Below are 22830 nucleotides of genomic sequence, written 5' to 3'. Positions count from 1 at the left end.
CAACAAGCCTGAAGTATATTTTGGGACAATAGAAAGCAGGTGGGCAGATGATCACGCTTACAACAAAGCTGGGATCCGTTTATGGGAAACCATGTGGAACATCTGATGACGGAAAAACAGTTTACGAAATTCACAGCATTCCTTATGCCAGGGCCAAACGCTTCGAAAAGCCGGAACGGATTACCCAATATCCAAAAGGGGGAATCATAAACCGGGAAGAAACGGTTTGCTTCCCACAGCATGGGTACCCGCTATGGATGAATGTGTTCATGAAGCACCACATGATGCGCCCTGAATTTCTTCCTACTAAGGATGCGCAGACGGAAGACGCCTTTGTTGTTAACATCTGGACGGATGATTTAAAGGGAAACAAACCGGTCACTGTTTTTTTGCACGGCGGTGGAGAGGGGAGCGGCACCGTCCCCATGTACAAAGGGGATAATCTTGCAAAGAAAGGCGTTGTGGCGGTTACGGTTACGTACCGCATCGGAAGCTTTGGATACATGCCGACATTTGACGGGAACCTCATGAACGCGGATCTGGCTTATCTGGATCAGCAGGCGGCGCTTCTTTGGATACGGGATAATATCCAATATTTTGGCGGTGATCCTGACAACATCACTTTGGTCGGACATTGCGGAGGGGGGCTTGCGGCTCTCTATCAATTTCTTAATCCAACAAGCAGCCAATGCTTCCACAAGCTCATGATGCTTTGCGGCAACCTCCCCTCCCTGATTGACCGTAAGACTGCAAAGGAAATGTACCAAAGTTCTCTGCAGCACTATAAGGTCAGCAGCCTTAGCGAGCTACAAAACCTCCCTGCGAAAGCTTTCTTGGGACACAGCCGAATTGGGCAGAGTGATGTGTTTGACGATGCGTTTTTCATTGACGATCCGAATACTCTCCTGAAAGAGGAAAGATTTCCGAACATGCCGGTTCTGATCGGAACCAATGCGGATGAATTCTCCATGATTGAGTTGCCAATGTACTACCGCTTCCTTGGGATCACCACAAAAGAGAAGGATCTTGATGCCGCACTGGAGAAAAAGTACAAGGAATACGGAAAAGAGTTGAAAGACGAGATATGGTCAGAGGCACAGAGTGGAATTGATTTACAGGTCAAAATCATGGAGCTGCTCGTCTTTCATACATCCGCTTTTCAGATGATGGAACAGATCAGCCGGAAATGCCCTGTATACGGCTATCGGCTAAGTTATGTTCCCGCCTTATACAAGGGGCTTCGCGGAGCCTATCATGGAGCGGAACTGGTGTACTTTTTCAATAATTTTGATAAAATGCGAATCCCTGTCACGGAGGAAAACAAGAGGCAGGCTTCCATCATACAAAACGACTGGATCTCATTTATCAAAAACGGCGAAATCCCGAATAGAGAGAAATATAACGAGCATGGACTCATCACCTTTTATGACAAAAAGATAAAAAGCATCGACTTTCCACACAAAGAATTCATACAGGAACTGCTGAAAACAGATCTGCCAGAACAAAATCGCCACAGCTACATTATGAATATGTCTGAGCCTACCGGCAAAGTATAGTCAACAGGTGCAAGGATATAAGATACGAACGAAAGCCACTCCATCCAAGGTGGCTTTTGCTTTGTATAAGGCTCAAAAAGTATTTACATAAGAAGAACACTCCCAGGTGGCAATTATCAAATCGACATCATTACGCTGCAGGTATTCTTTTGCCTCTTCAAGAGATTTTGGGCCAATAAGCCGGCATCCAAATAGCAGTCTTTCCAAACGTGACTTCAGTAACACGCTAGTTGCAAGGCCGAAAGAGCAGACAAAGAGGATAGTTGGGACAAGATCCTCTCCTCCGCTTGCCTCAAAAATGGACGTAAGATACATCGCTATGTAGGCTATTTCGCTTGGAGGAAATTCAACTCCGCATTCTTCAAGAGTGCTTGATGTGAACTCAAGAATGAGTGGAGAGGTGAGGCGAAGATAGGACTCCATCTTCTCATCATGCAACTGAATATTGTTATGCTTTCGATAGAGCGCCGCTCGAATGTGTTCCGTAAGCATCGAGATGACATCCTTGACTGCGACGCCATCAATTTGCTGATACTTACTGAGTGCGTCAACCAGTTGTCTCGAGAGCTTCTCCGCCTCTCCGTTCATGGCGTCAGCCTCTGTGCGTTCTCTTTGGGATGGCAGCGGACCTATTCTCTGCGAGAGAATCAGGGTTGCCAGATAGGTTCTCTCATCCCGCTGGGAAACGTACTTCTCGAGCATTATACGGAGCGAATCTAACGTCTCTGCGTTTGACGATTGTTCAAATTCGTAGCTTACCGACTGAATGGTGTGCCGGCGCTGGATGCGGCACAAAATATAGCAAACAAGAGTTTCGATATAGTCCTCGTTGAGAAACCCCCATGCCCAAGATGGCTTTCGCATGCTGGACAATTTCCTTTGCGAAGGGCATGCACAAACACATGTCCTCATAGTGAGAGACCAAATCACTAATGCAGTCCGGGCAGGGGTTATCAGCAAGAAGCTGAACAAATGCATGACGTATGTTTAATTCGTCTGCCTCTAAAGCCAAGCCTTTTCCTTGGCAGCGAACTACCGAAATGCACTCATTCTTGAGCACCGCTTCCACTTCGGGGAAATCACGGATTGCAGTTTGTCTACTCACTCCACAATCATTTGCAAGAAGCTGAAACGTCGCTGAGTCACGAAGCAGAAGAGACGCGGTCATTACTGACAATCTCTCTTCGGAATCAAGGATTCGTCGGCCATACGTTTCAAGCGTCCGGAGAAGCGACTGCATGCTGCTTGGAGTGCCAACCAGCACGATTCCCTTACCGCGCTTGCGCTCGAGGATCACGTTATGAATATGAGCGAACTGCTCAAGCTGAGACAAGTCATTTCTCACTGAACGGACACTCACATGGAAGCGGTATGCAACGTCACCAACGAGCACCGGTTCATCTTGCCGACAAAACCATTTGAGTTCGCTAACCTGTCGATTCGTCAAGTCGAACATAATTCATCACCCCGCTTCCTGATTAGAATGTACGTGCCATTCAATATGGCAACAATGACCAATCGGAGCAGAGGAAATGGCAAAGATGAGCTTTAATAGATGATGCTTAGGGTCTAACCTGCGTAAATACCAAGTTCTCCGTTCATTCTAATGATCTCTTGGTTAGACAATTAAACTAAGAGGCAATCCAAAGGAAATAATGTTGCATCCGTCGAGAACACGTAGGAATAAGACTCCGTCGTTCTTTTCGAGTGGTGCCGACAAGTGCAGAAGAAAAGAGGGGTTTCTGACAACGCTGTTGTCAGAATTCAACTCACGTGAAAAGGAGGCTCTAAAAAGCAAGACCGGAGCTATCACCAAAGATATTGCCGACAAGAAGTAAGACGATAAAAGAAGGGCGCCTGTGCGGCGGCCCCCTTCCATGAGACAAAGGGAAACTCCCTTTGTCTCATCGCAGGCTGTTGTCGCGGTCGTAGTGCTTGCCGTCCCAGTAGACGCGTGTTGCACGCTGGCACTTCTCGGGCAGTCCGACGTCTTTGAGCGCCCATGCGCAGAACTCGTCAAAGCCCACACGGTCAACGATGTAGCCGATGTGCTCCTTGCCCTCGGGCGCATTGGGGTCGATGTACTCCTCGATGAAGGCGTAGGTGTTCTTCACAATCTTCACGATGGAGCCCTCGTCCACCCAGCGCAGCCAGTCCTGCGCGAGGCGCGGGTTTTGCTTGCCCGTGCGTCCCATGATCTTGAGACGGAAATAGTGCTCGGGACTCCTGGTCCAGGCGCGCGTGGGGCAGTAGACCACGCACACGCCGCATCCTATGCAGCGGTCCTCGTCGCGCACGACCTTGCCCTTCTCAAGCCTCAAGGCGCTCACCGAGCGCCGCTGGCACCAGTCGACGCACTGCCCACAGCCGATGCAGCGGTTAGGGTCGTACTGGGGCTCGGTCATGCCGATGATGCCAAAGTCGTTGAGAGCCACGTGCGCACAGTCGTTTGAGCAGCCGGTGAAGGCCACCTTCACGTGCCGGTTGTTGGGAAAGATCTCGTGGTCCATGCGCTGCGCGAATGCGGTGGTGTCGTAGCAGCCAAACGGGCACAGGCGCTTGCCCGGGCAGGCGACGACGTTGCGCGTGCCGCTGGCCAGATAGCCCTGGGAGGTGTCCTCCTGGTTGATCTTTGTGTCCTCGATGATGGCCCTGAGCTTCTCGTTTACCTTGGGCATGTCTTCCATGTGGATGCCCGGGATCTCCACCCCCTGGCGGTTGGTGAGGAATATCTCCCCCCTGCCGTACTCCTCGGCAATCTCGACGATGCGCGCCATGCTCTTGGCGCTCACAAGGCCGCCTGGCACGCGCACGCGGCTGGCGGCCATGCCGCGCTCCTTGCTCACGCGGAACGCGTTCTTCTTCATGGCCTTGACGTCGATGTCCTGAATCATGACGGCCTCCTAGTCCAGCAACTGCTTGCTCTGGGTGTAGTTGAAGACGGGCCCATCCAGGCACACGTACTTCTCACCTATGCGGCAATGACCGCATTTGCCCAGGCCACAGCACATCTTTCGCTCCTGGCTCACCCAGATGTTCTCCTCTGCAAGGCCCAGCTCGAGAAGGCCCTTCACGGAGAAGCGCATCATGGGCGGCGGGCCTACGACAATTGCCTGCGCCATTGAGGGGTCACGCAGAGGGAGCCCGGGGATGTACTTGGTTACCAAGCCAACGTTGCCCTCGTAGCCGTCAGGTGCGCCGTCCACGGTAAGGGTGAGGTCCAGAAGACCATCCCAGCGTGCAAGGTCATCGCGGAAGAGCATGTCGGAGGGACTGCGAAAGCCCACGATCACGTGCTTGTCCTTGGGTGTGGCGCTTGCGGCCAAGGCTTCGACGACTCCCCTCACGGGGCTCACACCCGTGCCACCGGCCACAACAACGCACTCCCCGTCTAGGTAGCGCTCGACTTCGAAGCCGTTTCCGTAGGGCCCACGCAAAAGCAGCGTCGAGCCCTCGTAGGCCTCGAAGACCTCGCTGGTCACCACGCCCACGCGGCGAATGGTGAGGTCGACCGACTCGCCGGGCACAATGCCGCTCACGCTGATGGGCGCCTCACCGTACTTAGGGACGGAGACCTCGAAGAACTGGCCGGGGCAAACCTCTCCGCCAAAGCCCATGCGAAAGGTGTATTCCTTCTCGGTGTGCTTGATGATCTCGATCACCTTCGAGGCAAAGGGTAGGTATGGATTGTTGCTAGGCATCGCAGGCCACGCTCCCCTCGTGCTGGGCGTCCCACTCGTCAACGGCGTCGGTGAGCTTGTTGACGCACGCGGCAAAGCTGATGTACTCGGGGCATACGTCGTCGCAGCGCCCGCAGCCCACGCACATGTCGTAGCCAAAGCGCTGGCGGAAGTCGCACACCTTGTGGAGCACCTTGAAGCGCATGCGCTCGCCGTGCTGCTTGCGGTAGCTTGCCCCGCCGGCAACCGTCGAGTAGCCGTCAATCATGCAGCTGGCCTGCACACGGCGCCTCTCGCCAACCCTACCATTCTCGGTGTAGGCCACGTCTTGCATGGTGAAGCACGTACAGGTGGGGCACACGATGGTGCACCTGCCGCAGCCGATGCAGCGGTGGTTGTACTCGTCCCACACGTCACTGGAGCGAAGCTCCAAGGGCACGGACTTGGGGACGCGCACGTGCACCTCGTTTGTGCTGACGTGCGCGGGAACAACGTCTTGGCTGCGTGCGGCATGACGCTCGAAGAGCGGTCGGAAGGACTTGTTTGCCACGGCACAGGCGTAGCCGTCGCCCAAGCGCTCGAGCGAGAACTCCCAGCAGTCGGGTGCGACGCTTGTGCCCATGTCTGCGCAGAAGCAGTGCTCGAAGGTCTGTGGGCAGCCGAGAAGCACAAAGCGAACGCGGTCGCGGATGCGACGGTAGAAGCTATCCTCGGGGCCGTTGTGCAGATACATCGCGTCAAGGCGCTTCACGCCATGGAGATCGCAGGCGCGCATGAGCACGAGAACCTCGCGGGCGTCACCGCGCACGGCGGAGTCGTTGGCTGCACCAACGTCGCTAGCCTCTCTCACCTGGTCCTCGGTGTAGTAGAAGAGCGTCTGCGAGAGCGGTGTGAGCAGTTCCTTGAACGAGTAGTCGCTCTTCGCGTCGAGCTCGACCTGCGAGGCGTCATCCACGAAATCGTAGATTACCTGGTCAACGTCGGTGAAGCGCCCTGCACCCACCCTTCTCACCGGAGCAAAGACGAGGTGGTCACGGGCAAGCTCGCGAACCAGCCCGTCAAGCCCCTCCCCATCAAGCACGTATCCCATGGTCTCCCCTCTCTTCCGCGTCCCGGCCGGGACGCATCCTCTTTCTTGTGAGTGCGGCGCTCACGCGTGCGTGAGCACATACCTCCACAGGAGTTGCGGGTCGTCCTGCTCTGCCATGCCAACGCCCAGCGCCGTCGGCACGGCTCCACTCATGACGACAAGGCCTGGCGGTCCTTGGGCAACCACGCGCCCCTCGGCCATGAGGCAGACCTTGTCAGCATACGAGAAGGCCGACTCCACGTCGTGGGTCGCAACCACCACCGCCAGACCCTCTCCTGCAAGGCGGCGGAAGAGCGTGGCGAGCTCCCAGCGCCTGTGGGCGTCAAGGTGCGCGGACGGCTCGTCGAGAAGGAGTGTCCCTGCGTCCTGGGCGACAACCATAGCAAGATAGGCGCATTGCAACTCGCCGCCCGATACATCCCCGAGGAGCCGGTCACGAAGCTTCCACACGCCCGTGAGCTCCATGGCGTGACGCACCAGGCTACGGTCCTTCTCGCCCAGCGTCCTTACAGCACCGAGCGTGGCAAAACGACCGTGGCACACCAGGGTGTAGACATCCATACGCGGAGCGCCGAGCTTCTGGGGTAGATAGGCAAGGTGGCGTGCCCGCTCCCGGTGGCTGAGCTTCCCCAAGTCAAGTCCGTCCACGACCACGCTCCCCTCGTGCGGGAGCACGCCGGCAAGGCAGCGCAAAAGCGTGGACTTGCCACAGCCGTTCTTGCCCACGAGGGTGCTCACCTGGCCGTCGTTGAGCTCGAGGGAGTCAACGGCAAGGGAGAAGCCGCTTTCGCGCACAAACGAGAGGCCCCGCACGTCAATCATGCGGCATCACCCCTGCGACGCGCCGTGACAGAATGTGAGCCATGCCTGCACCTGCGCCGCGACAGAAGCCCTAGGAAGAACGGCGCGCCGAGAAGTGCGAGCACCAGGCCGACCGGAAGCTCGTAGGGAAATGCGATGGTCCGTGCCACGAGGTCGCATGCAACCAGCAGGGCCGAGCCCCACACGACGCAAAGTGCGAGCCCCTGGCGGGTCGTGGGTCTCGCCCACATGCGGATGAGATTGGGAACGATAAGGCCAACAAAGCTGAGTAGGCCGCAGATGGATACGGCCGAGGCGGCGAGAAGCGCGGCGCAGACAATGGCTCCCAGCCTGCAGGCGCGCACATTAAGACCAAGGCCGTGCGCGGCCTCGTCACCCAGTGCAAGCAGGTCTATGCCACGGCCGAGGCAGGCCCCGGCCACAAGCGCCACCGCCATGGCAGGAAGGCTCACCGCAAGGCTCTGGTAGGTCACCCCGGAAAGCCCGCCAAGCGTAAAGGACACGCGGTCCGTGACCGATTCCGGCCACACGACCACAATCACGTCGATGGCTGCCGCCATAAGGCTCGAGACCGCAACGCCGGCAAGGACCACAGTGCTGCGGCCGCTCCCCGCTCGACGCGAGACCAGGTACACCAGAAGCGTGGCGAGAAGCGCGCCGGCAAAGGCCATGGCCTGTCTCAGGATAGGGTGTCCTGGCAGCCAGAGGGCTGCGACAAGCCAGAGCAGGCCCGCCCCGGCATTGACGCCCATCACACCCGGCGAGGCAAGGTCGTTGTCGAGCGACGCCTGCAGGAGGAGGCCCGATGATGCCAGCGCCGCGCCGCAGAACGCCCCCGCAACCACACGAGGCAGGCGGACACCCATAAGGACGAGCGTTGCCGTGGGATCTGCAGCGCGGCCGGTGACGAGGAGGCCAAGCGTCTGAAACGCCTCGGACGAGCCGAGCGCCGAGGTGCCCTTGAGTAGCGAGGCGAGCGAGGCGAGCGCGAGCGCGACGGCACCCAGAACGCACGCCCAGTGGCTCCTCTCGTATCGCCCCTCTTCACCGTTGGACACGACTACCCCTGTTGCTCTCGCACGCTGAGGATGTAGGAGTAGGCCTCTGCCCAGCGCTCGTTTGGCTTGTACTCAAAGAGGTCCTTGGGCAGGACGTTGACCCTGCCCGCCTGAGCCGCCGAGAGGGACGACCATGCCGGCTGAGCCTGGAAATCCTGTTCGAAGACCCCCTTGGCCTCATCCTCGTCCCCGCGAGGGATGACAAAGACGTAGTAGGGGTCGGCGGCAACGATTGCCTCGACCGAGAGGTCATCCAACGAGGAGTCGTCCTCGGCGATGTTCGCCATCTGCAGGTTGTCGAAGATCTCGCAGGCAAAGTAGCCGCTCTTGGCGACCTTTGCCTTGGTAGACGAGATGAGAAGCGCCAGGTAGCTCACCTGGGGCAGGCCTGCCGCGCTTGCCTCGACCCCGCTTATGGCATTCGAGACGTCCGTGACGTTGGCCTGGTAGAGGTCGTCTCGCCCGCTCGTCTCGGTAAGTGCGGCCATGTTGCTTGCGTAGTCGTCGAAGCTGTTCACGTCGACGTCGCGCCACGCAATGCCCGCACCGTCCAGGCCGGACTCGAGCTCCTTCTGCGCGGGGATCTCGGCAGTGAGCAGCACGAGCGTGGGCTTGAGCGCAACGATCTTCTCGAGGCTCGGCTGCGCGATGGTGCCCACAGATTCCACGTCTTCGGGTAGGCCGTCGAGACCGGTGGCATCTTCGGTGACGCCCACGGGCGGCATGCCGGCAAGGACCGCCATCTGGGCAAGCGAGCGAGAGGTGGCAATGATGCGCATTTCGTCGACGGCATCTGCGGTCCCAGTCGAGTCCGGTGGCGGTGCGGTGTCCGCACTTGGCTGCGTAGCACACCCGGTGAGAAGCCCGCAACCCAGAAGCGCTGACAAGCGCAGGAAATCTCTTCTCTCGAGCATGGGCCCTCCCACATGGTAGTGTGATATCAGAGTCGCCTTGTCCTGTAGCCACGCAGATGGCTTAATGATATCTGCTCAAACGCTCGTGTTTCTGTTGGCATAGCAACGAAATGAAGAACTTGGGCAGCCATGCCGTCGTTCTCGTCGTCATAGAGAGGAAGCCCATGCCGAGCACCGTAGCGCCCATTCCGCCTCAGCCGCATTTCCCCAGCTACTATCTGCGCCCCACCGTCGCGCCCCGTGTGGCGCGCAAGGTCGAGACTGGCGATGGGGCCCAGATTGCCACATTCGTGTATGGCCCGGTCGAGGGGCGGGTGGAAGCGGATCCGGTCCTCTTCCTCCACGGCAACGGAGAGGAGCACGGCATCTTTGGCGCGCAGATAGACGCCCTCGTCGATAAAGGGCGCTGCGCCATTGGCGTGGACTCGCGCGCACAGGGTGCGTCCACGCGCGGAAGCTCCCCCCTCACCTATGAGCTCATGGCAGACGACGCGCTTCTCGTGCTCGGTGCATTGGGGGTGCAGCGTGCGCACGTAGTGGGCTTCTCGGACGGTGCCATAGAAGCCCTACTCATGGCCCGTGACCATCCAGAGCGCGTGGCCTCGGTGCTCTCGATGGGCGCAAACCTCACGCCCGAGGGCGTGCTTGCGGAAGACGACTGGGACATAGAAGGCACCGCCGAGCAGAGCGAGGCATGGGCGGCATGGCTGGAAGACGGACCTGAGGGCATTGACCCCTCTATCATGACCCCCAGTATCGAGGAGGCGAGAATGACCGCCCAGCTTATGCGCCTCATGTTGGACGAACCCCACATTCCGGCGGAGTCGCTTGGCTCGATTGGCTGCCCCGTTACCGTGATGGTAGGTGAGTTCGACTGCATCAATCCCGCCGAGACGCAGCGGATTGTCGACGCAATTCCCTACGCGCGCAAGGTCGTGGTGCCCGGGGCCGACCACGTGCTGCCCAAGTGCGCCCCCGATGACGTGAGCCGCGAGCTCCTCTCCCTTCTCGTCCCGTAGTATTTCGCCGTTTAAGACCGGCTAACCGGCGAATTTATACGAGACAGTCACCAAGTCGTGATATTTTGAAGGTTAAGCGTGTTTGACTGTCGAGAATTCACGACTTGGTGACTGTTTCCCAGCAATGTCGGGGCCGTTGCCGGGACGGTGTCATCCCGGCAACGCAACGCATTGTCCCAAGAAGCTACGGGAACCATTTCACAATTCGTTCCCGGCCGTTTCCCACAGGAAGCTCGCTACTTCTTTGGAAGCACCGCCTTCATGCACAGCGCCATCGAGATGGCACCCGCATCGGGTGTCCCAAGGCTGCGCTCTGCCGCCGGGCGGGCGCGCCCGACCTTTGGGACGAGGCCCTTGGTCGCCTCGGCAGCCTTCTGGGCGACCGCCGCGGCCGCGGCCCAGGCGTTCCCGAGGGAGGCCCCTGCCTCCGCCTGGCGCCCAAGCTCGTCAGCGAACGGGCCGAGGGCGTCGAGCATGGTCTTGTCGCCGGGGCGTGCACCGCCGAGCTCCTCCATCTTGGCAAGTGCAGCCCTCGCCGCCCTTGCCGCGTCAGTCGTGCCATAAGCATCCGCGTCATCGCCCAGCGCACCACCAGCGGCCTCGAGCGCCGAGCCCCAGAGCACCCCGGAGGTACCGCCGGCCTTGGCCGCCCAGGCTCGGCCCGCCTCGCGGAGGGTGGAGCCGAGCGCAGCGCCGCGCGCGTGCGCGGCCACGGCAGCCTCGGCGGCGAAGGTGGCCCCCTTCACCATCCCGCGTCCGTGGTCGCCGTCGCCGGCCACCCCGTCGATCCTGGCGAGGTCCTGCTCGGCGGCGGCTACCGCGTCGCGCATGCGGGCAAGCGCGCCCACCACATACCCTGCGGCAGCCTCGGACGCGGCGGAGCCGCGCCCAAAGGACTCCTCCACCCCTGGCCCCGTCTCGTAGGTCGCACGCGATTGCGAGGCCATCGTCCCTCCACCAAGGCGGTACGACGCCGTGTCGCACGGGGCGAGCCAGTACCCTTCCAGCTCGTCGTCCAGGAACTCCACGGCGAGCGCTATCCCCTCCATGTCGAGCGACGTCACGTACTCCCCGACCAACGGGTGGACGAGGGTGTAGCCCCTGTCCTCGAGGAGCCTCCTCACCGTGCCCCAGACCACGAAGAGCTCCTCGTACTTGGTGGAGCCGAGCCCGTCCAGAATAGCTGCGACCCTCTTGCTGCCGCCCTCGGGCGCCTCCGCGAGGACGCGGTCGACGAGCAGGCCGGCTATCCCGTCGGCGCTCTCGAGGTCGGCCTCCCCGACGCCGGGCTCCCCGTGGATGCCCTGCCCGACCTCCATGCGCCCGTGCGGGACGTGGAAGAGCGGAGCGTCCTCGCCCGGGAGCGTGCACCCGCGGAACCCCACGGACATGGTCCTGGTGGAGTCGTTCGCCTCCCTCGCCACCCTCTCCACCTCGTCGAGGGGCAGCCCCGCCGCGGCCGCGGCGCCCACGGCCTTGAAGACCATGAACGTCCCCACGTTCCCACGGCGCTTGCACGCCTCCTCCGGTGCGGCGGAGCTCACGTCGTCGGTGACGTAGGCGGTGCGGCAGTCGACGCCGCCTCCGCGCAGGCGGTCGCGGGCGATGTCGAAGTTCATCTTGTCACCGGCATAGTTGCCGCCGACGATGAGGAGCCCCGTCCCCTGCTCGACCGCATGGGCGACCCCGAGGACGTCTTCGGCCGAGGGCGACGTGAACACGTTGCCGACCACGGTCCCGTCCATGAACCCGTCGCCCACGATTCCGCAGAAGGCCGGGTAGTGACCGGAGCCGCCTCCGTTGATGACTGCGACCTTGTCGGCGGGCATCCTCGTCGCACGGGCGACTCCCCCGGGCACCTGGGCAACATACTTCGGATATGCGGCCACGTAGCCCCTCAGCATGTCCTCGCGAAAGCTCTTTGGATCGTTGCAGAGCATGGATCTCACGCATCCCTTCAAAAAAGACGGGCGGGAAGATGGATTCCCTCTCCGCCCGCTCCCCCTATTGGGCGGAGTGTCCCGTCCTCATGTCGCTGTTATTGGTTATCTGCAAAGTAATTGCGGAGCCCTTGAAGCATATACTGTCCGGCAAGCGCGCCTTGGTCAATCACGCCCTTCGCCTTTGCAGCATGAACGGCAGCCTTCCCAAACCTGGGCAGCATGTCCTTCGTCGCCTCGCAGCCTGCCTTTGCTCCCTCGACAGCCGCATCCATGACTTGGCGGAAGCTTGCCTCAGGATTCTGGTCGACGAGGGCGCGTGCACTCTTTGCTGCGGCATCGACGGAATCGAGAATCGTCCTGTCCCCAAGCTCACACTTGCCGCGCTTCTTGATTCCCTCGGCAAACGATTCTATGTAGGTAGCCATATCAGGGGGAACCAGCTCGGTCTTTCCCTTGAAGGACTTCCCGGCTTGCATGACACCTGACGACATGAGGGTTCCCATCGTCGACGGGACGGTGTTCTGCATCTTCATTGCGCCTTTGAAAAGCATCTTGCCGATGTCTCCCTCGCCGGTGAAGTCGCGAAGGAACCCAGGGAGTGCGCCATAGCCCTTGCTCATGGTGAGGCCTAGGTCACCGTCTCCCATTACCGCGTCCATCTGGCAGAGCTCGTCCTTCTTCTCGGCAAATAGTTTGCTGACACAATCGAACATTGCCGGAACATCGTTTGCTGTGATCTTTTCCATCCCTAGATGCCTCCAAGCATCGAATGGGCCAAGGTGCCTACCTCTGGCAGATGAAGGGGGTGTTTACAGGGTGTTCGAAGTATCCCCTGAGCTCCTCGTCGACCTTGCAGACGGAGATGGAGGCACCTGCCATCTCCATAGAGGTCGCGTACTCCCCCGTCCAAGAGCGCCACACCTTGATTCCCTTGGCCTTGAGCCGCTTCCTCACGGAGTTACTAAGGATGTAGAGCTCCTCGACGGAAGTGGCGCCAAGCCCGTTAACGAGAAGGGCAACCTCTTCTCCCGAGGCAACGGGCATGTCCTTCAAAATCTCCCCCACCGATTCCTCTGCAAGCTCGTCTGCGGTCTTGATAGGACCATTCCAAACGCCGGGCTCGCCGTGAATGCCCATGCCGAAGGCCATCTCATCGTCCTTGAGCTCGAAGTTGGAATGGCCAACCTCGGGAACGATGCAAGGCGTGAGAGCAAAACCCACCGTCCTCACATTGTCCCCGGCCTTCTTTGCAGCTGCATACACCTCATCGAGCGCACCGCCCTGGTCGGCCTTAGCACCAGCAGCCTTGTACATGAAGAATATGCCCGCAACTCCACGACGAGCCTCGGGATTCTCGTTCGAGAGAACGTCATCAGCTCCTACGAGCGACTTGCACTCAATGTCATCCATCTCGAGCATCTCGGACGCCATGTCAAAGTTCATGATGTCGCCGGTGTAGTTGCCGTAGAGGCAGAGAACCCCCGCTCCAGCCTCGACTTCCTTGGCGATGTTGTAGATCTGCTCGGCAGAGGGAGACTGGAACACTCCGCCAACGCCGCAACCGTCAATCAGACCATCGCCCACATAGCCCAAGAACAGGGGCAGGTGACCGGTGCCGCCACCTGTGATGATCGCAACCTTGCCCGGCTTCTTGCGAGCGGTGCAATAGCAGCGCAGGTCATCTGCGACACACTTCACTTGGTCTGGGTGGGAGGCGTAGATGCCCTGAAGCATCTCGTCGACGTAATCCTCGGGAGCGTTGATGATCTTCTTCATTGCTTATCCTCTCATCCAAAGAAGTAGACGATGTAATTCGTGAACATGGTGAGCAGGAGGAAGATGGTTTCCATGTACGCGAAGGGAAGCGCTTCCTCCCCTTTGTACTTTGCCGTCCAGATATATCCCAGGTAGAAGGACGTGGCGATGTCGATACCCACCATGTCGAAGTTGGGAGACGGAGCCAGCCAACGAAGCACCATCGAAACGGCAAAGAAGGAAAGCCCGATGTAGAGGGACCACTTCTGGTCTCCCTTCACCATCTGGCTATAGTAGAAGAGCCTCTTGCCGTCAGCCTTCCCGTAGCGACGCTTGGCCTCCAGGGCAGCCCTTACCAGGTACATGGAGAAGGCGCCGAGAAAATAGACGAGGCCTATCACGAACGTCCCAAAAATATCCTTGCTGGCAAAGAACCTAAAGGCGACGAAGAGCCAGACTGCGCAGATGGCGAGCAGCTCTACGAAGGTCACCATACGCGCCCCGACAGTGATGGGGGCAGGATGCCTCGTCTCGCTGACTTTGGGGAGCTCGAACGAGCGCCTATCTTGAGCCTTTTTGGAACCCGTGACGCCGGAGGGTGCAACGTTCCGTTTCTTTGTCCTCTTCTTACTCACGCTCTGCCTCCATGACATGCCAACGTAGGCCCTGCCGAGAGAGCCGCCCGCCCCGCACAAGAGGCGTGGACGGGCAGCTGGGAAAGGAAGAGCCCCAGGCGCAAGGCGTTACTTCGCGTTGGGGAACTTGATCTCCTTGGGATACTCCCAGCTCTGGAGCTCCTCGGGCGGGAAGGACTTAGGCTCCCTGCCGCCATTGACGGTCAGCGCATGGTAGTACAGCTCGGCGAGCTCCTCGATGTAGCAGACCTTGAGGTATGCCTCATCGATGTTGTCCTCGTCAACGGCAACTGAACCATGGCCTTGAAGCAGGAATACGTCAGCTTCCTTGACGGGCTCGACGACGGAGTCTGCCAGCGCCGGGGTACCAGGACGACCGTAAGGCGCAACCGGGATGCGGGCTTTGGAGCAGTTGAGGGTGGCGAGCTCGTACACTACGGCAGGGATGGGCTTCTCCAGGATGGCGAAGGTAGTCGCATACTGCGAGTGGGTGTGTGCGATTGCCTTAACGTCCGGACGCGTCTGGTAGATCTTGAGGTGCATAAGGGATTCCGATGTGGGACGTAGGCCCGTCTGGTTCTCGACCACATTTGCGTCGAAGTCCATCACAATCATGTCTGGGACCACCAGGGCCTCACGGTCAACGCTCGTGGGGGTGATGACCACAAGGCCGGTCTCTTCGTCACGAGCGGAGAAGTTACCAGACTTGTGCTTGCACATTCCCTCGCGCTGAGCCTGCTTTGCAACGTTCATGACCTTGAGCTTAAGATCTTCGAGCATGTTGCTTTCCTTTCTCTAGTGAATGGCCGACGGACCAACTGGCGCCCGTCGGCCATTTGAAAACTGCCTAGGACATCGCCGGCATGATTCGCGTTGAAGCCGTTACTCGGCAGCAACCTCGGCAGAAGCCTCGCCAGGCTCAGCGGCAGCCTTCTCCTTGGCGGCCTTCTTCGTGTCGTGGTACATGAAGAAGTAACCAGCCAGCCAGACGATCAGCATTCCAAGCGGGATGTAGTTGCCGTTCATGCAGTCGAGGAACTGAGAGAACGCATAGGTGAACCAGGGACCATCGATCGCAGAGTTGGAGATGAGGCCGGAGGCACCAAGTGCATCCTTCACGACAGCACCCGTGGAGAGGGCAAGCTGGGAGACAAACGGGGCAAATGCGGTGCCAACGAGCAAGAAGATGGGGATACCAATGATGCTCAGGATGATCATGCGAGGCAGGTTGCCCTTCGTGACCAGGTACGCGGGAACGGCAAGAGCGGTGTTCACGATACCGGCGAACGGAAGGAGCCTGTTGTCAGGCAGGATAAAGGCGAAGAGCACCGTGATGGGGATGCTGATGATGACCGAGATCCAAATCTCGTTGGAGCCGCCGAGGAACGGCCAGTCCAAGCCGACGACCAGAGTGCGGCCCTCGAACTTGCCGTGCATGTAGTCGGACACGGCCTCGGAAATAGGCGACAGGGCCTCCATGAAGTACTTGGAGATGACGGGGAAGAGGGTCAGGCACATTGCGCACTCGACACCGAGCGTAAGGAGGGCGCCAAGGTCATAGCCGCCCAGCAGGCCAAAGAGGCATCCGAGGATGAAGCCGAGCACATGGTTCTCGGCGAAGATGCCGATCTTCTCGTGCAGGGCCTCTGCGTCAGCCTTGTGGTTGAGGATGGGAATCTTACGAAGAACCTTGTCGATGGGATAGAAGATGGCAGCCAGGAAGACCATCTTGTGGGTGCAGGTGACGCCAGGAATGCCCGTGAGCTCGAAAATCTCGTCCTTGAAGAGGTCGGCGGTCTTGAGCTCGAACACGATCTGGATAGCAGCAATCACGAAAGCGAGCAACACGTTTCCGGTAAGGCCAACCACGCCCACGGCTGTGAAGATCTTGCCCCACACGTTCCAAAGGTCGGCGTTGAAGGTGTCGGTCTTGTTGGCAACGAGCATGATGATGTTGATGACGATCATCAGCGGGAACATGAGGATGGCATAAGGCCACGACCAGGCGATTGCCGCCATGGTAGTCCAGCCACAGTCGAGAATCGGGAGGTCAATTCCCAAGTTATTGAGCATTGCCTCGCCGACGGGCTGGATGATGTTGCCCATATAGCTGATGAGCATCGACATGCCCGTGAAGGCCACGCCCAGAAGGATGCCGGCGGAGACTGCCTCCTTGGGCTTCATCCTCACGATGAGGCCCATGACAATCATGATGATTGGCACGAAGACGGCTGCACCTACCGAGCTAAGGAAGCCGTTAATCCACGAGCTTGCGGCAGCAAGATCCATATGCTCTCACCTCTCAGTATGGGTTCTGTTTCTTCGAGCCCCCGCCCTCAGGCGGGGGGTCATACGCAGGCCTCTCAGCCCTTGTGGTCCCTAATCGCCTTGAGCAGCTTTTCGTACTGCTGCTTCTGGCCAACCCCCGTGAGGAATGCAATTCCATCGATGACGGGAAGGTCGTAGGTCTTCTTGTCGCGCACGATGGTGATGTAGGCGGCAGCGTCCTTGAGATAGCGGTCGACACTCTTGAGATCGACGGCTTCAACGTGTGCGTCAATCCTGTCTTTGTCAAGCATGCGGTTGACTTTGGATGCCACGGTCTGAGACGTGGCAACACCACTCCCGCAGGCAACGATTATCTTTGCTGTCATGGTTTCCTCCTGCTCTCTACGGCCAAGAAACGACTGTTTTCCCGCACTGCGCAAAGCTCTCAGTCGTGCGTCCACTCCATCTTTACGAAGTCGTCGTAGAACTCGTCCACGGTCTCCGCCTCGAACAGAGGGTTGACCCACTCGGGCTTCCGGAAGTTATGCATCAGAATCTGGAGGAGCTCGATGTGCTCGCCAGGATCCTTGAAGCCCAACATGCAGACGAGCTTTACGTCGAACTTGTTCTCGGGGTCAGACATGTCACCCCATGGAACGGTATGCAGAAGACGTACCGGCGCGATGAAGGGCTTGATGATCGCCTGCGCCATCGTGTGCGGGATGGCAATGGGATACGGTTCGACCGGCAATGCAGTGGGATACTGTGCCTCACGCTCTTTGATTGTGGGAAGGTACCGGTCGTTGACATAGCCCTTCTCGAGAAAGCGTGCGCCCATAATGTCGAAGACCTGTTCGTAGCCGTCTACGTCCAGGCCAATCTCGGCAAGCTCGCGCATGATAATCTCTTTTCCTAGCATCTATCCTCCCCTCGAATGCCCTAAGGCACCAAATGCCTTGCTTCCCCCTGTCGACGTAGATTCTATGGGGCACAAGCCTTGCACACTAGTGAAAGGTTCTTCACGATTCCCTGCAGCCTTGTAGTCTGTTTAGCTTTTTTCACGATGTTTGCAGGATGTTCTTCTAACTTGTTTGCGCAGGTTGTAGGTCCTTCTATTGCAAAGTGGCCTAATTATTACGCTCACCGATAAAATTAAGCCACACACCGAAGCATGTATCTTACTTCACTTTTTGATGTTTAATCCCTCAGCTTATGAGCTGGAATTCACAGCGTTCAATCACCTTCGAAGCCTCTTCTGGATTCCTGGCATTCCTCAACTCACTCAAGAGCGGGATTCCTGGCCGCGAAACCATGTCAATGAGATTTGCGAAAGCACGGAGATGAGTTTTCCGGTCAACTGCGCTCAGCGTAAACACGAACTCTATCGGATCGTTCACTTCGCTGCCAAACTCCACCGGATGGGCCAAGCGCACCATGCTCATCCCCATCTTGATGGTCCCATTGTCAGGCGAGCTATGAGGTATTGCCACGCCAGGCGAGAGGGCCATATACGGACCGTACTGCTCCATATCCTCGACCATGGCGTCAGCGTATCTCACCTCTATATATCCCATCTCGAGTAGGGGGCGTGCGGATTCCCGTATGGCCTCTCTCCAATCGGAAGCCTCAACGTCCAGCCTGATGTGACTTGGCGGGAGCAGCTGATGCAGATACGGAGCAATAATCTGATCCTCAAGCTGCTGTGCCTCCCTGAAATAACGTCGAACTTCCAGGCGAACCTCCTTGAGCACTTCTTCGTTATCCGGAACCGCCCTCCGAATAATCGGCTCAATTCTCTCCAGAAGCCCTTGGGCGGTGAGGCTCTCCGGGCTGTCATCAAGCACCCTGTCGGATGACGACACGATGCCCCCGAGCTTCTCGCGTATTCGTTGGTACTCCCGATCGTTCATGGGAAGTCGAATGACGACGGAGTCAACGTGGCAGTTCTCCAGTGGCACCGTCGAAATCACGAGATCCGTGCGATAGGTGTCGATGTAGGGGACATCGTGAGCAGGCATGACCTTAACGATCCTGATGTCAAACCGTCCCCTCAGCTCCTCAGCCAGCAGCTGCGAGGTTCCTATGCCCCCATCACAAACCACAACCACGCGAGGACGTACGCCCCGATTCTTACGACGCTCTAACGCTGCGCAGATGTGAAGGGCTACGTACATCGTCTCGACAGGGGTAATCTCCCGCCCGGCGAACTCCTCGAGGATGTCAAGGTTCTTGCGCACCGAAGCAAGGACAGTCGGTTGATCCTCGACCACTTCCCGCAACACAGGATTCTCCGGAAAGTGGGAGGGTTCGGTAGTGAACATCGATTCCAGGTGATTAGAGAGGTACTCGAAGAGATCGTAGTCACCATTCAAGTCGACTGATATCTCTTCGGAGATACAGCGAATGAAGACCCTTGTGATCTTTTGCACTTGAAGGTCATCAAGACTGAACTGCTGGTCTCCATGAAAGCGAAGGGCTCTTAGGAGGTTTGAGAAATACGAGACCTCTCCGCTGTCCATATCAATGCAACAGTATTGGGATACGTAGGCAACTACGTTCTTCTCAAAGTCCCCAGGACACTGCACCTCCCGAGAGCGATATCTGGCCCCAGACGGGTCGAGCGCCTTTCCCTTCCTGTTCCTCATCACCGCAATGCAAAGGGCATTGGTTGCTTTTCTAAAGGTCGAGTCAGGCATGAAGAGACCAAAGGCGTGACACTGCTCGTTGAGGATCTTCTTCACGACGATGGCGTCGTCGCGCATGGACGCGTTCTCGGGAAAATGAAGCCATTGCTCGACGATGGGAGTCTTCGCATCAAGAAACTCAACCAGGAAGTCGCGCCTCAAGCTCTCGGGGCCAGAGACTTTGAGACCGCGGCTTGGCTTGGACTCAACCTCAAGTCCCGCCCCGCTCACAAGCTGCTTGATCCCATCGAGGTCATTGAGAATTGAGGCACGGCTCACCGAGAAGCGCTCTGCGATGTCAGCAAGCGTCACGTACGTAGTTGAACCGACAAGCATCGCAGCACCCAGGGCCTTGCGCTCGTCGCTTGACATCTTGTAGGTAACGTTATCTCTTACGGGCAGCAAGCCCTCTACGCGCTGGAAGTCCTCGGGAAGGACTACCACGCCACCAGAACCAAAATGGATTTCGTCAATCGAGGTCTCGCCAAGAAAACGATTGAGGGACTTGATGTCATTGCGAATCGTACGCTCAGATACGCCGAACTCCTCGGCAAGGCCTCTCAGCGTGCAGTCATCAGATGACTGAGAAAGCCTGTGTACGATTTGGACGGTACGCTCATTCACGTGTGCACACATCCCCTCGATGCGATTTTGGCGAGGAACATGCGACCAGAGTTGCGGAGAAACACACAAGAGCTTGCAAATGGCCCCATGGTGATAATTCACCCTAGCCCCATGGGAAAATCTCAAAAAGTGGAAAGGCTTTCAAAGCCCTTTGAAGCTACTTCATACATGCTAGCAAAGTTTGCCACATATGATTGAACCCTGAATTGCTCGCAGGCTGCAGGACCTTGCAAACGAAGAAGTTCCGAGCAGAGAGACAGCAAACGCGAAAGCAGGATCCTCTCTCTCCCCTGTTTGCTGCGTCCACAACCTGGCCGAGGGCATCGGCCACCGCATTCACGTCGATGAGCCGTACGATAGGCTGGGGAGCGGCAAACGCATCACGCCCCACCAAAAAGCCCCTCCGGTCGCAGCTCGCTGCGACCGGAGGGGCAACCAAAACACGCGAGAAAAAACTGACAACCGGCCAAGCAATCCCTACTCGGCAACCTCGGCGATGGCGGCCTTGAGCTCGTCCACGCGGTTCGTAGCCTCCCAGGTGAAGTCAGGGTCCTTGCGACCAAAGTGACCATAGGCAGCCGTCTTCTGGAAGATCGGGCGGCGAAGGTCGAGGTCGCGGATGATGGCGCCGGGACGCAGGTCGAAGACCTTCTCGACAGCCTTCTCGATATCGGAGTCGTCATACGCGCCGGTACCAAAGGTGTCGACCATGATGGACAACGGATGAGAGACGCCGATGGCATAGGCGAGCTCGACCTCGCACTTATGGGCGAGACCCGCGGCAACCACGTTCTTGGCAACCCAACGCGCAGCGTAGGCAGCCGAACGGTCGACCTTGGTGCAATCCTTGCCGGAGAAGCAGCCGCCGCCGTGGCGGCCCATGCCACCGTAGGTGTCAACGATGACCTTGCGGCCGGTAAGGCCTGTGTCGCCCATGGGGCCACCCACCACAAAGCGACCGGTGGGATTCACGTAGATGTCGGCGTCACGCCACTTGATACCAACCTCATCCAGGACGGGGGCAATCACGCGCTCGACCATGTCGTGCTCAATCTGGCCATGCTCGGCCTTGGCGCCGTGCTGCGTGGAGACCACGATGGCCGTGACCTCGACAGGCCTGTCATCCTCGTAGCGCACCGTGACCTGGGTCTTGCCGTCGGGACGCAGGTAGCCAACCTCGCCAGACTTGCGGACGGCCGCCAGGCGCTCGGCCATGCGCTGCGCAAGGTAGATGGGCATGGGCATGAGAACGTCGGTCTCGTCGGAGGCATAGCCAAACATCATGCCCTGGTCGCCGGCGCCAATCTTGTCCAGCGGGTCGGTGTTGTTGGCGCGTGCGTAGGTGCCGTCGACACCCTGCGCAATATCGGGGCTCTGCTCGTGGATCATGTTGATGACTCCGCAGGTATCGCAGTCAAAGCCATACTTGGCGCGGTCGTAGCCAATGCTACGCACCGTTTCGCGCACGACCTTCTGAACATCGACGTAGGCCTCGGTGCGAACCTCGCCCATCACCACAACGGTACCGGTGGTGGCAAAGGTCTCGACGGCACAGCGCACGTTGTCGACGTTGGCGGGATTGCCGTCCGCGTCCACATAGCCCGCTGCCTGGAGCTTTGCCTCCTTGGCGAGAATGGCGTCGACAATGGCATCGGAGATCTGGTCGCACATTTTGTCAGGGTGACCCTCGGTTACGCTCTCCGAGGTGAAGTAGTAGTTCTTGTGGGCCATTCCAGTATCCTTTCCGCACGGGCGGGCCCGTGCCAACAACGACCGCCGCATCGGCGCTCGATTATGACTGAAAGATGCGGCGTCTCAACCCCTGGGCGAGATGCGCGCCCGCACAACGGTAGCGCGCCGGCCGCGTCTCGTCACCCCGAGACGGACGGTTGTGCTGTGATGGGCGGCCGCGTCGCGGCCCCGCCAGCATCGACGGCGGATTCCACGGAGACAAGCGCCGTATGCGCGGTCTCGGTCCCCATGCCGTTGAGCACTATGTCGATAAGAGAGTGCGCGAGCCTGTCACCGGTAGGGGCATCATCGCCGAGGCTTGCCACCTCGAGCGCTGCAAAGATGAAGGCACCAGAGATGGCAACGGCACCGAGGCGGCTGTTTACGCCCTCGCGCACCATGCCCTCTCCCTTGGCGCGCTCGAGCTGGGCGCTCACGATGGAGATGATGCGCGCGAAGTGCGTCTCCATGGACGGCAGGACATTATTGTTGGCGTCGATGACCTCGCGCGCCATGGCAAGCGCAAGCGGGCTTCCGGCGCTCATGTGGCATGTAAGCTCGCGCGTGAGACTCACAAGCGACTCAAGCGCAGAGGAGGCACCGGCAACTACCGCCTCAACGGAGTCCACAAGCTCGTCAATGGACCTGTCGAAGATGGCCTCGACCAGGGCATCCTTATCGGCAAAGTAATAGTAGAGGGCACCTTTGGACATCCTGCAGCGAGCAGAGACCTCGCTCATCTGGAAGTCGGTGTTGCCGCGCTCGACCATAAGAGACGTAGCAGCCGCCATGATGCGCTCGCGGGTTGCGGCGCTCTTGCGCGTCTTCGTGCTGCTGCGCAGCCTCGTGGTCTGCCTGGTAACAGTCTCCTCGAGCGACGCGCGCGCCGCATCACTTGCCCTTTTCAAACTGTCGGCAAGCTCAGACGTCATCTTCTCGTCAAGCAGACTCATGCAACTGCGCCCCACTTCGCACCTTGCAGGCTCATGTACAACGCGGAATTCTACCATCTGGGTCAGAATTTTTGAGCAGTTTTCAAAAAATTTGCCTA

21 protein-coding genes are annotated in these 22830 nt (G+C 58.7%); 2 read left to right on the top strand and 19 right to left on the bottom strand.

The window, feature by feature from the left end; genetic code table 11:
- Positions 1-47: 47 nt before the first annotated feature.
- Complete coding sequence (locus tag E0E00_RS07280) at positions 48-1556, top strand: carboxylesterase family protein (protein WP_130811879.1); 1509 nt, start codon at positions 48-50, stop codon at positions 1554-1556.
- Positions 1557-1628: 72 nt separating this feature from the next.
- On the opposite strand, the gene E0E00_RS07275 is transcribed toward E0E00_RS07280, so the two are convergent.
- From E0E00_RS07275 to E0E00_RS07245, 8 genes are all read right to left on the bottom strand, one after another.
- The gene (locus E0E00_RS07275; protein WP_165443610.1) at positions 1629-2258 is read right to left on the bottom strand and encodes a PRD domain-containing protein; all 630 of its coding nucleotides are present in this window, start codon (positions 2256-2258) and stop codon (positions 1629-1631) included.
- 40 nt (positions 2259-2298) lie between these two features.
- The gene (locus E0E00_RS14360; RefSeq protein WP_165443609.1) at positions 2299-3012 is read right to left on the bottom strand and encodes a hypothetical protein; all 714 of its coding nucleotides are present in this window, start codon (positions 3010-3012) and stop codon (positions 2299-2301) included.
- A gap of 448 nt (positions 3013-3460) precedes the next feature.
- Positions 3461-4450: a sulfite reductase subunit C gene (gene asrC, locus E0E00_RS07270; RefSeq protein WP_130811877.1), complete on the bottom strand. Its 990-nt coding sequence runs from the start codon at positions 4448-4450 to the stop codon at positions 3461-3463.
- 9 nt (positions 4451-4459) lie between these two features.
- On the bottom strand, positions 4460-5257 hold the full coding sequence (gene asrB, locus E0E00_RS07265; RefSeq protein WP_130811876.1) for an anaerobic sulfite reductase subunit AsrB: 798 nt from the start codon (positions 5255-5257) through the stop codon (positions 4460-4462).
- Positions 5250-6326 carry an anaerobic sulfite reductase subunit AsrA gene (asrA, locus tag E0E00_RS07260; RefSeq protein WP_130811875.1) on the bottom strand — a complete coding sequence of 359 codons (1077 nt, stop codon included), beginning with the start codon at positions 6324-6326 and terminating at the stop codon, positions 5250-5252. Before asrA ends, asrB begins: the two co-directional genes overlap by 8 nt.
- Before the next feature lie 60 nt (positions 6327-6386).
- A complete protein-coding gene (locus E0E00_RS07255; protein ID WP_130811874.1) occupies positions 6387-7148 on the bottom strand; it encodes an ABC transporter ATP-binding protein in 762 nt (253 codons plus the stop codon).
- The gene (locus tag E0E00_RS07250; RefSeq protein ID WP_165443608.1) at positions 7145-8206 is read right to left on the bottom strand and encodes an iron ABC transporter permease; all 1062 of its coding nucleotides are present in this window, start codon (positions 8204-8206) and stop codon (positions 7145-7147) included. The genes E0E00_RS07255 and E0E00_RS07250 overlap by 4 nt, the downstream gene beginning before the upstream one ends.
- Before the next feature lie 2 nt (positions 8207-8208).
- Positions 8209-9120, bottom strand: a complete 912-nt coding sequence (locus tag E0E00_RS07245) for an ABC transporter substrate-binding protein (protein WP_130812632.1) — start codon at positions 9118-9120, stop codon at positions 8209-8211.
- Between the two features lie 164 nt (positions 9121-9284).
- Here E0E00_RS07245 and E0E00_RS07240 point away from each other — a divergent pair, with 164 nt between their 5' ends.
- Complete coding sequence (locus E0E00_RS07240; RefSeq protein ID WP_165443607.1) at positions 9285-10139, top strand: alpha/beta fold hydrolase; 855 nt, start codon at positions 9285-9287, stop codon at positions 10137-10139.
- 236 nt (positions 10140-10375) lie between these two features.
- On the opposite strand, the gene E0E00_RS07235 is transcribed toward E0E00_RS07240, so the two are convergent.
- The 11 genes from E0E00_RS07235 to E0E00_RS07185 form a co-directional block, all read right to left on the bottom strand.
- Positions 10376-12079, bottom strand: a complete 1704-nt coding sequence (locus E0E00_RS07235) for a dihydroxyacetone kinase family protein (protein ID WP_130812631.1) — start codon at positions 12077-12079, stop codon at positions 10376-10378.
- Positions 12080-12177: 98 nt separating this feature from the next.
- Positions 12178-12828, bottom strand: a complete 651-nt coding sequence (locus E0E00_RS07230; protein ID WP_130811871.1) for a dihydroxyacetone kinase subunit L — start codon at positions 12826-12828, stop codon at positions 12178-12180.
- A 37-nt stretch (positions 12829-12865) separates the two neighbouring features.
- Positions 12866-13858 carry a dihydroxyacetone kinase subunit DhaK gene (locus E0E00_RS07225; protein ID WP_130811870.1) on the bottom strand — a complete coding sequence of 331 codons (993 nt, stop codon included), beginning with the start codon at positions 13856-13858 and terminating at the stop codon, positions 12866-12868.
- An 11-nt stretch (positions 13859-13869) separates the two neighbouring features.
- On the bottom strand, positions 13870-14472 hold the full coding sequence (locus E0E00_RS07220; RefSeq protein WP_130811869.1) for a hypothetical protein: 603 nt from the start codon (positions 14470-14472) through the stop codon (positions 13870-13872).
- A 108-nt stretch (positions 14473-14580) separates the two neighbouring features.
- Positions 14581-15252 (bottom strand): class II aldolase/adducin family protein, encoded by a 672-nt coding sequence (locus E0E00_RS07215; protein WP_130811868.1) that lies wholly within the window; start codon positions 15250-15252, stop codon positions 14581-14583.
- A gap of 102 nt (positions 15253-15354) precedes the next feature.
- Complete coding sequence (locus E0E00_RS07210; RefSeq protein WP_130811867.1) at positions 15355-16761, bottom strand: PTS galactitol transporter subunit IIC; 1407 nt, start codon at positions 16759-16761, stop codon at positions 15355-15357.
- A gap of 74 nt (positions 16762-16835) precedes the next feature.
- A complete protein-coding gene (locus tag E0E00_RS07205) occupies positions 16836-17126 on the bottom strand; it encodes a PTS sugar transporter subunit IIB (protein ID WP_130811866.1) in 291 nt (96 codons plus the stop codon).
- Positions 17127-17185: 59 nt separating this feature from the next.
- Positions 17186-17659 (bottom strand): PTS sugar transporter subunit IIA, encoded by a 474-nt coding sequence (locus E0E00_RS07200; RefSeq protein ID WP_130811865.1) that lies wholly within the window; start codon positions 17657-17659, stop codon positions 17186-17188.
- 286 nt (positions 17660-17945) lie between these two features.
- A complete protein-coding gene (locus E0E00_RS07195) occupies positions 17946-20048 on the bottom strand; it encodes a BglG family transcription antiterminator (RefSeq protein WP_165443606.1) in 2103 nt (700 codons plus the stop codon).
- A gap of 477 nt (positions 20049-20525) precedes the next feature.
- The gene (metK, locus tag E0E00_RS07190; protein ID WP_130811863.1) at positions 20526-21779 is read right to left on the bottom strand and encodes a methionine adenosyltransferase; all 1254 of its coding nucleotides are present in this window, start codon (positions 21777-21779) and stop codon (positions 20526-20528) included.
- A gap of 140 nt (positions 21780-21919) precedes the next feature.
- Positions 21920-22732: a TetR/AcrR family transcriptional regulator gene (locus E0E00_RS07185; protein ID WP_165443605.1), complete on the bottom strand. Its 813-nt coding sequence runs from the start codon at positions 22730-22732 to the stop codon at positions 21920-21922.
- Positions 22733-22830 lie beyond the last annotated feature (98 nt).

The sequence above is a fragment of the Olsenella sp. Marseille-P4559 genome (genome assembly GCF_900605015.1).
Lineage (GTDB): Bacteria > Actinomycetota > Coriobacteriia > Coriobacteriales > Atopobiaceae > Tractidigestivibacter.
The sequence above is the reverse complement of the archived record's forward strand: the minus strand, read 5'-3'. Positions and strand labels throughout refer to the sequence as shown.

Bases quoted from the DNA above. Each gene is read 5' to 3' on its own strand.
- asrA (WP_130811875.1), bottom strand. From the start codon at position 6,326: ATGGGATACGTGCTTGATGGGGAGGGGCTTGACGGGCTGGTTCGCGAG.
- E0E00_RS07205 (WP_130811866.1), bottom strand. From the start codon at position 17,126: ATGACAGCAAAGATAATCGTTGCCTGCGGGAGTGGTGTTGCCACGTCT.
- E0E00_RS07240 (WP_165443607.1), top strand. From the start codon at position 9,285: ATGCCGAGCACCGTAGCGCCCATTCCGCCTCAGCCGCATTTCCCCAGC.
- E0E00_RS07200 (WP_130811865.1), bottom strand. From the start codon at position 17,659: ATGCTAGGAAAAGAGATTATCATGCGCGAGCTTGCCGAGATTGGCCTG.
- metK (WP_130811863.1), bottom strand. From the start codon at position 21,779: ATGGCCCACAAGAACTACTACTTCACCTCGGAGAGCGTAACCGAGGGT.
- E0E00_RS07235 (WP_130812631.1), bottom strand. From the start codon at position 12,079: ATGCTCTGCAACGATCCAAAGAGCTTTCGCGAGGACATGCTGAGGGGC.
- asrC (WP_130811877.1), bottom strand. From the start codon at position 4,450: ATGATTCAGGACATCGACGTCAAGGCCATGAAGAAGAACGCGTTCCGC.
- E0E00_RS14360 (WP_165443609.1), bottom strand. From the start codon at position 3,012: ATGTTCGACTTGACGAATCGACAGGTTAGCGAACTCAAATGGTTTTGT.
- E0E00_RS07215 (WP_130811868.1), bottom strand. From the start codon at position 15,252: ATGCTCGAAGATCTTAAGCTCAAGGTCATGAACGTTGCAAAGCAGGCT.
- asrB (WP_130811876.1), bottom strand. From the start codon at position 5,257: ATGCCTAGCAACAATCCATACCTACCCTTTGCCTCGAAGGTGATCGAG.
- E0E00_RS07255 (WP_130811874.1), bottom strand. From the start codon at position 7,148: ATGATTGACGTGCGGGGCCTCTCGTTTGTGCGCGAAAGCGGCTTCTCC.
- E0E00_RS07280 (WP_130811879.1), top strand. From the start codon at position 48: ATGATCACGCTTACAACAAAGCTGGGATCCGTTTATGGGAAACCATGT.
- E0E00_RS07245 (WP_130812632.1), bottom strand. From the start codon at position 9,120: ATGCTCGAGAGAAGAGATTTCCTGCGCTTGTCAGCGCTTCTGGGTTGC.
- E0E00_RS07185 (WP_165443605.1), bottom strand. From the start codon at position 22,732: ATGAGTCTGCTTGACGAGAAGATGACGTCTGAGCTTGCCGACAGTTTG.
- E0E00_RS07210 (WP_130811867.1), bottom strand. From the start codon at position 16,761: ATGGATCTTGCTGCCGCAAGCTCGTGGATTAACGGCTTCCTTAGCTCG.
- E0E00_RS07230 (WP_130811871.1), bottom strand. From the start codon at position 12,828: ATGGAAAAGATCACAGCAAACGATGTTCCGGCAATGTTCGATTGTGTC.
- E0E00_RS07275 (WP_165443610.1), bottom strand. From the start codon at position 2,258: ATGCTCGAGAAGTACGTTTCCCAGCGGGATGAGAGAACCTATCTGGCA.
- E0E00_RS07225 (WP_130811870.1), bottom strand. From the start codon at position 13,858: ATGAAGAAGATCATCAACGCTCCCGAGGATTACGTCGACGAGATGCTT.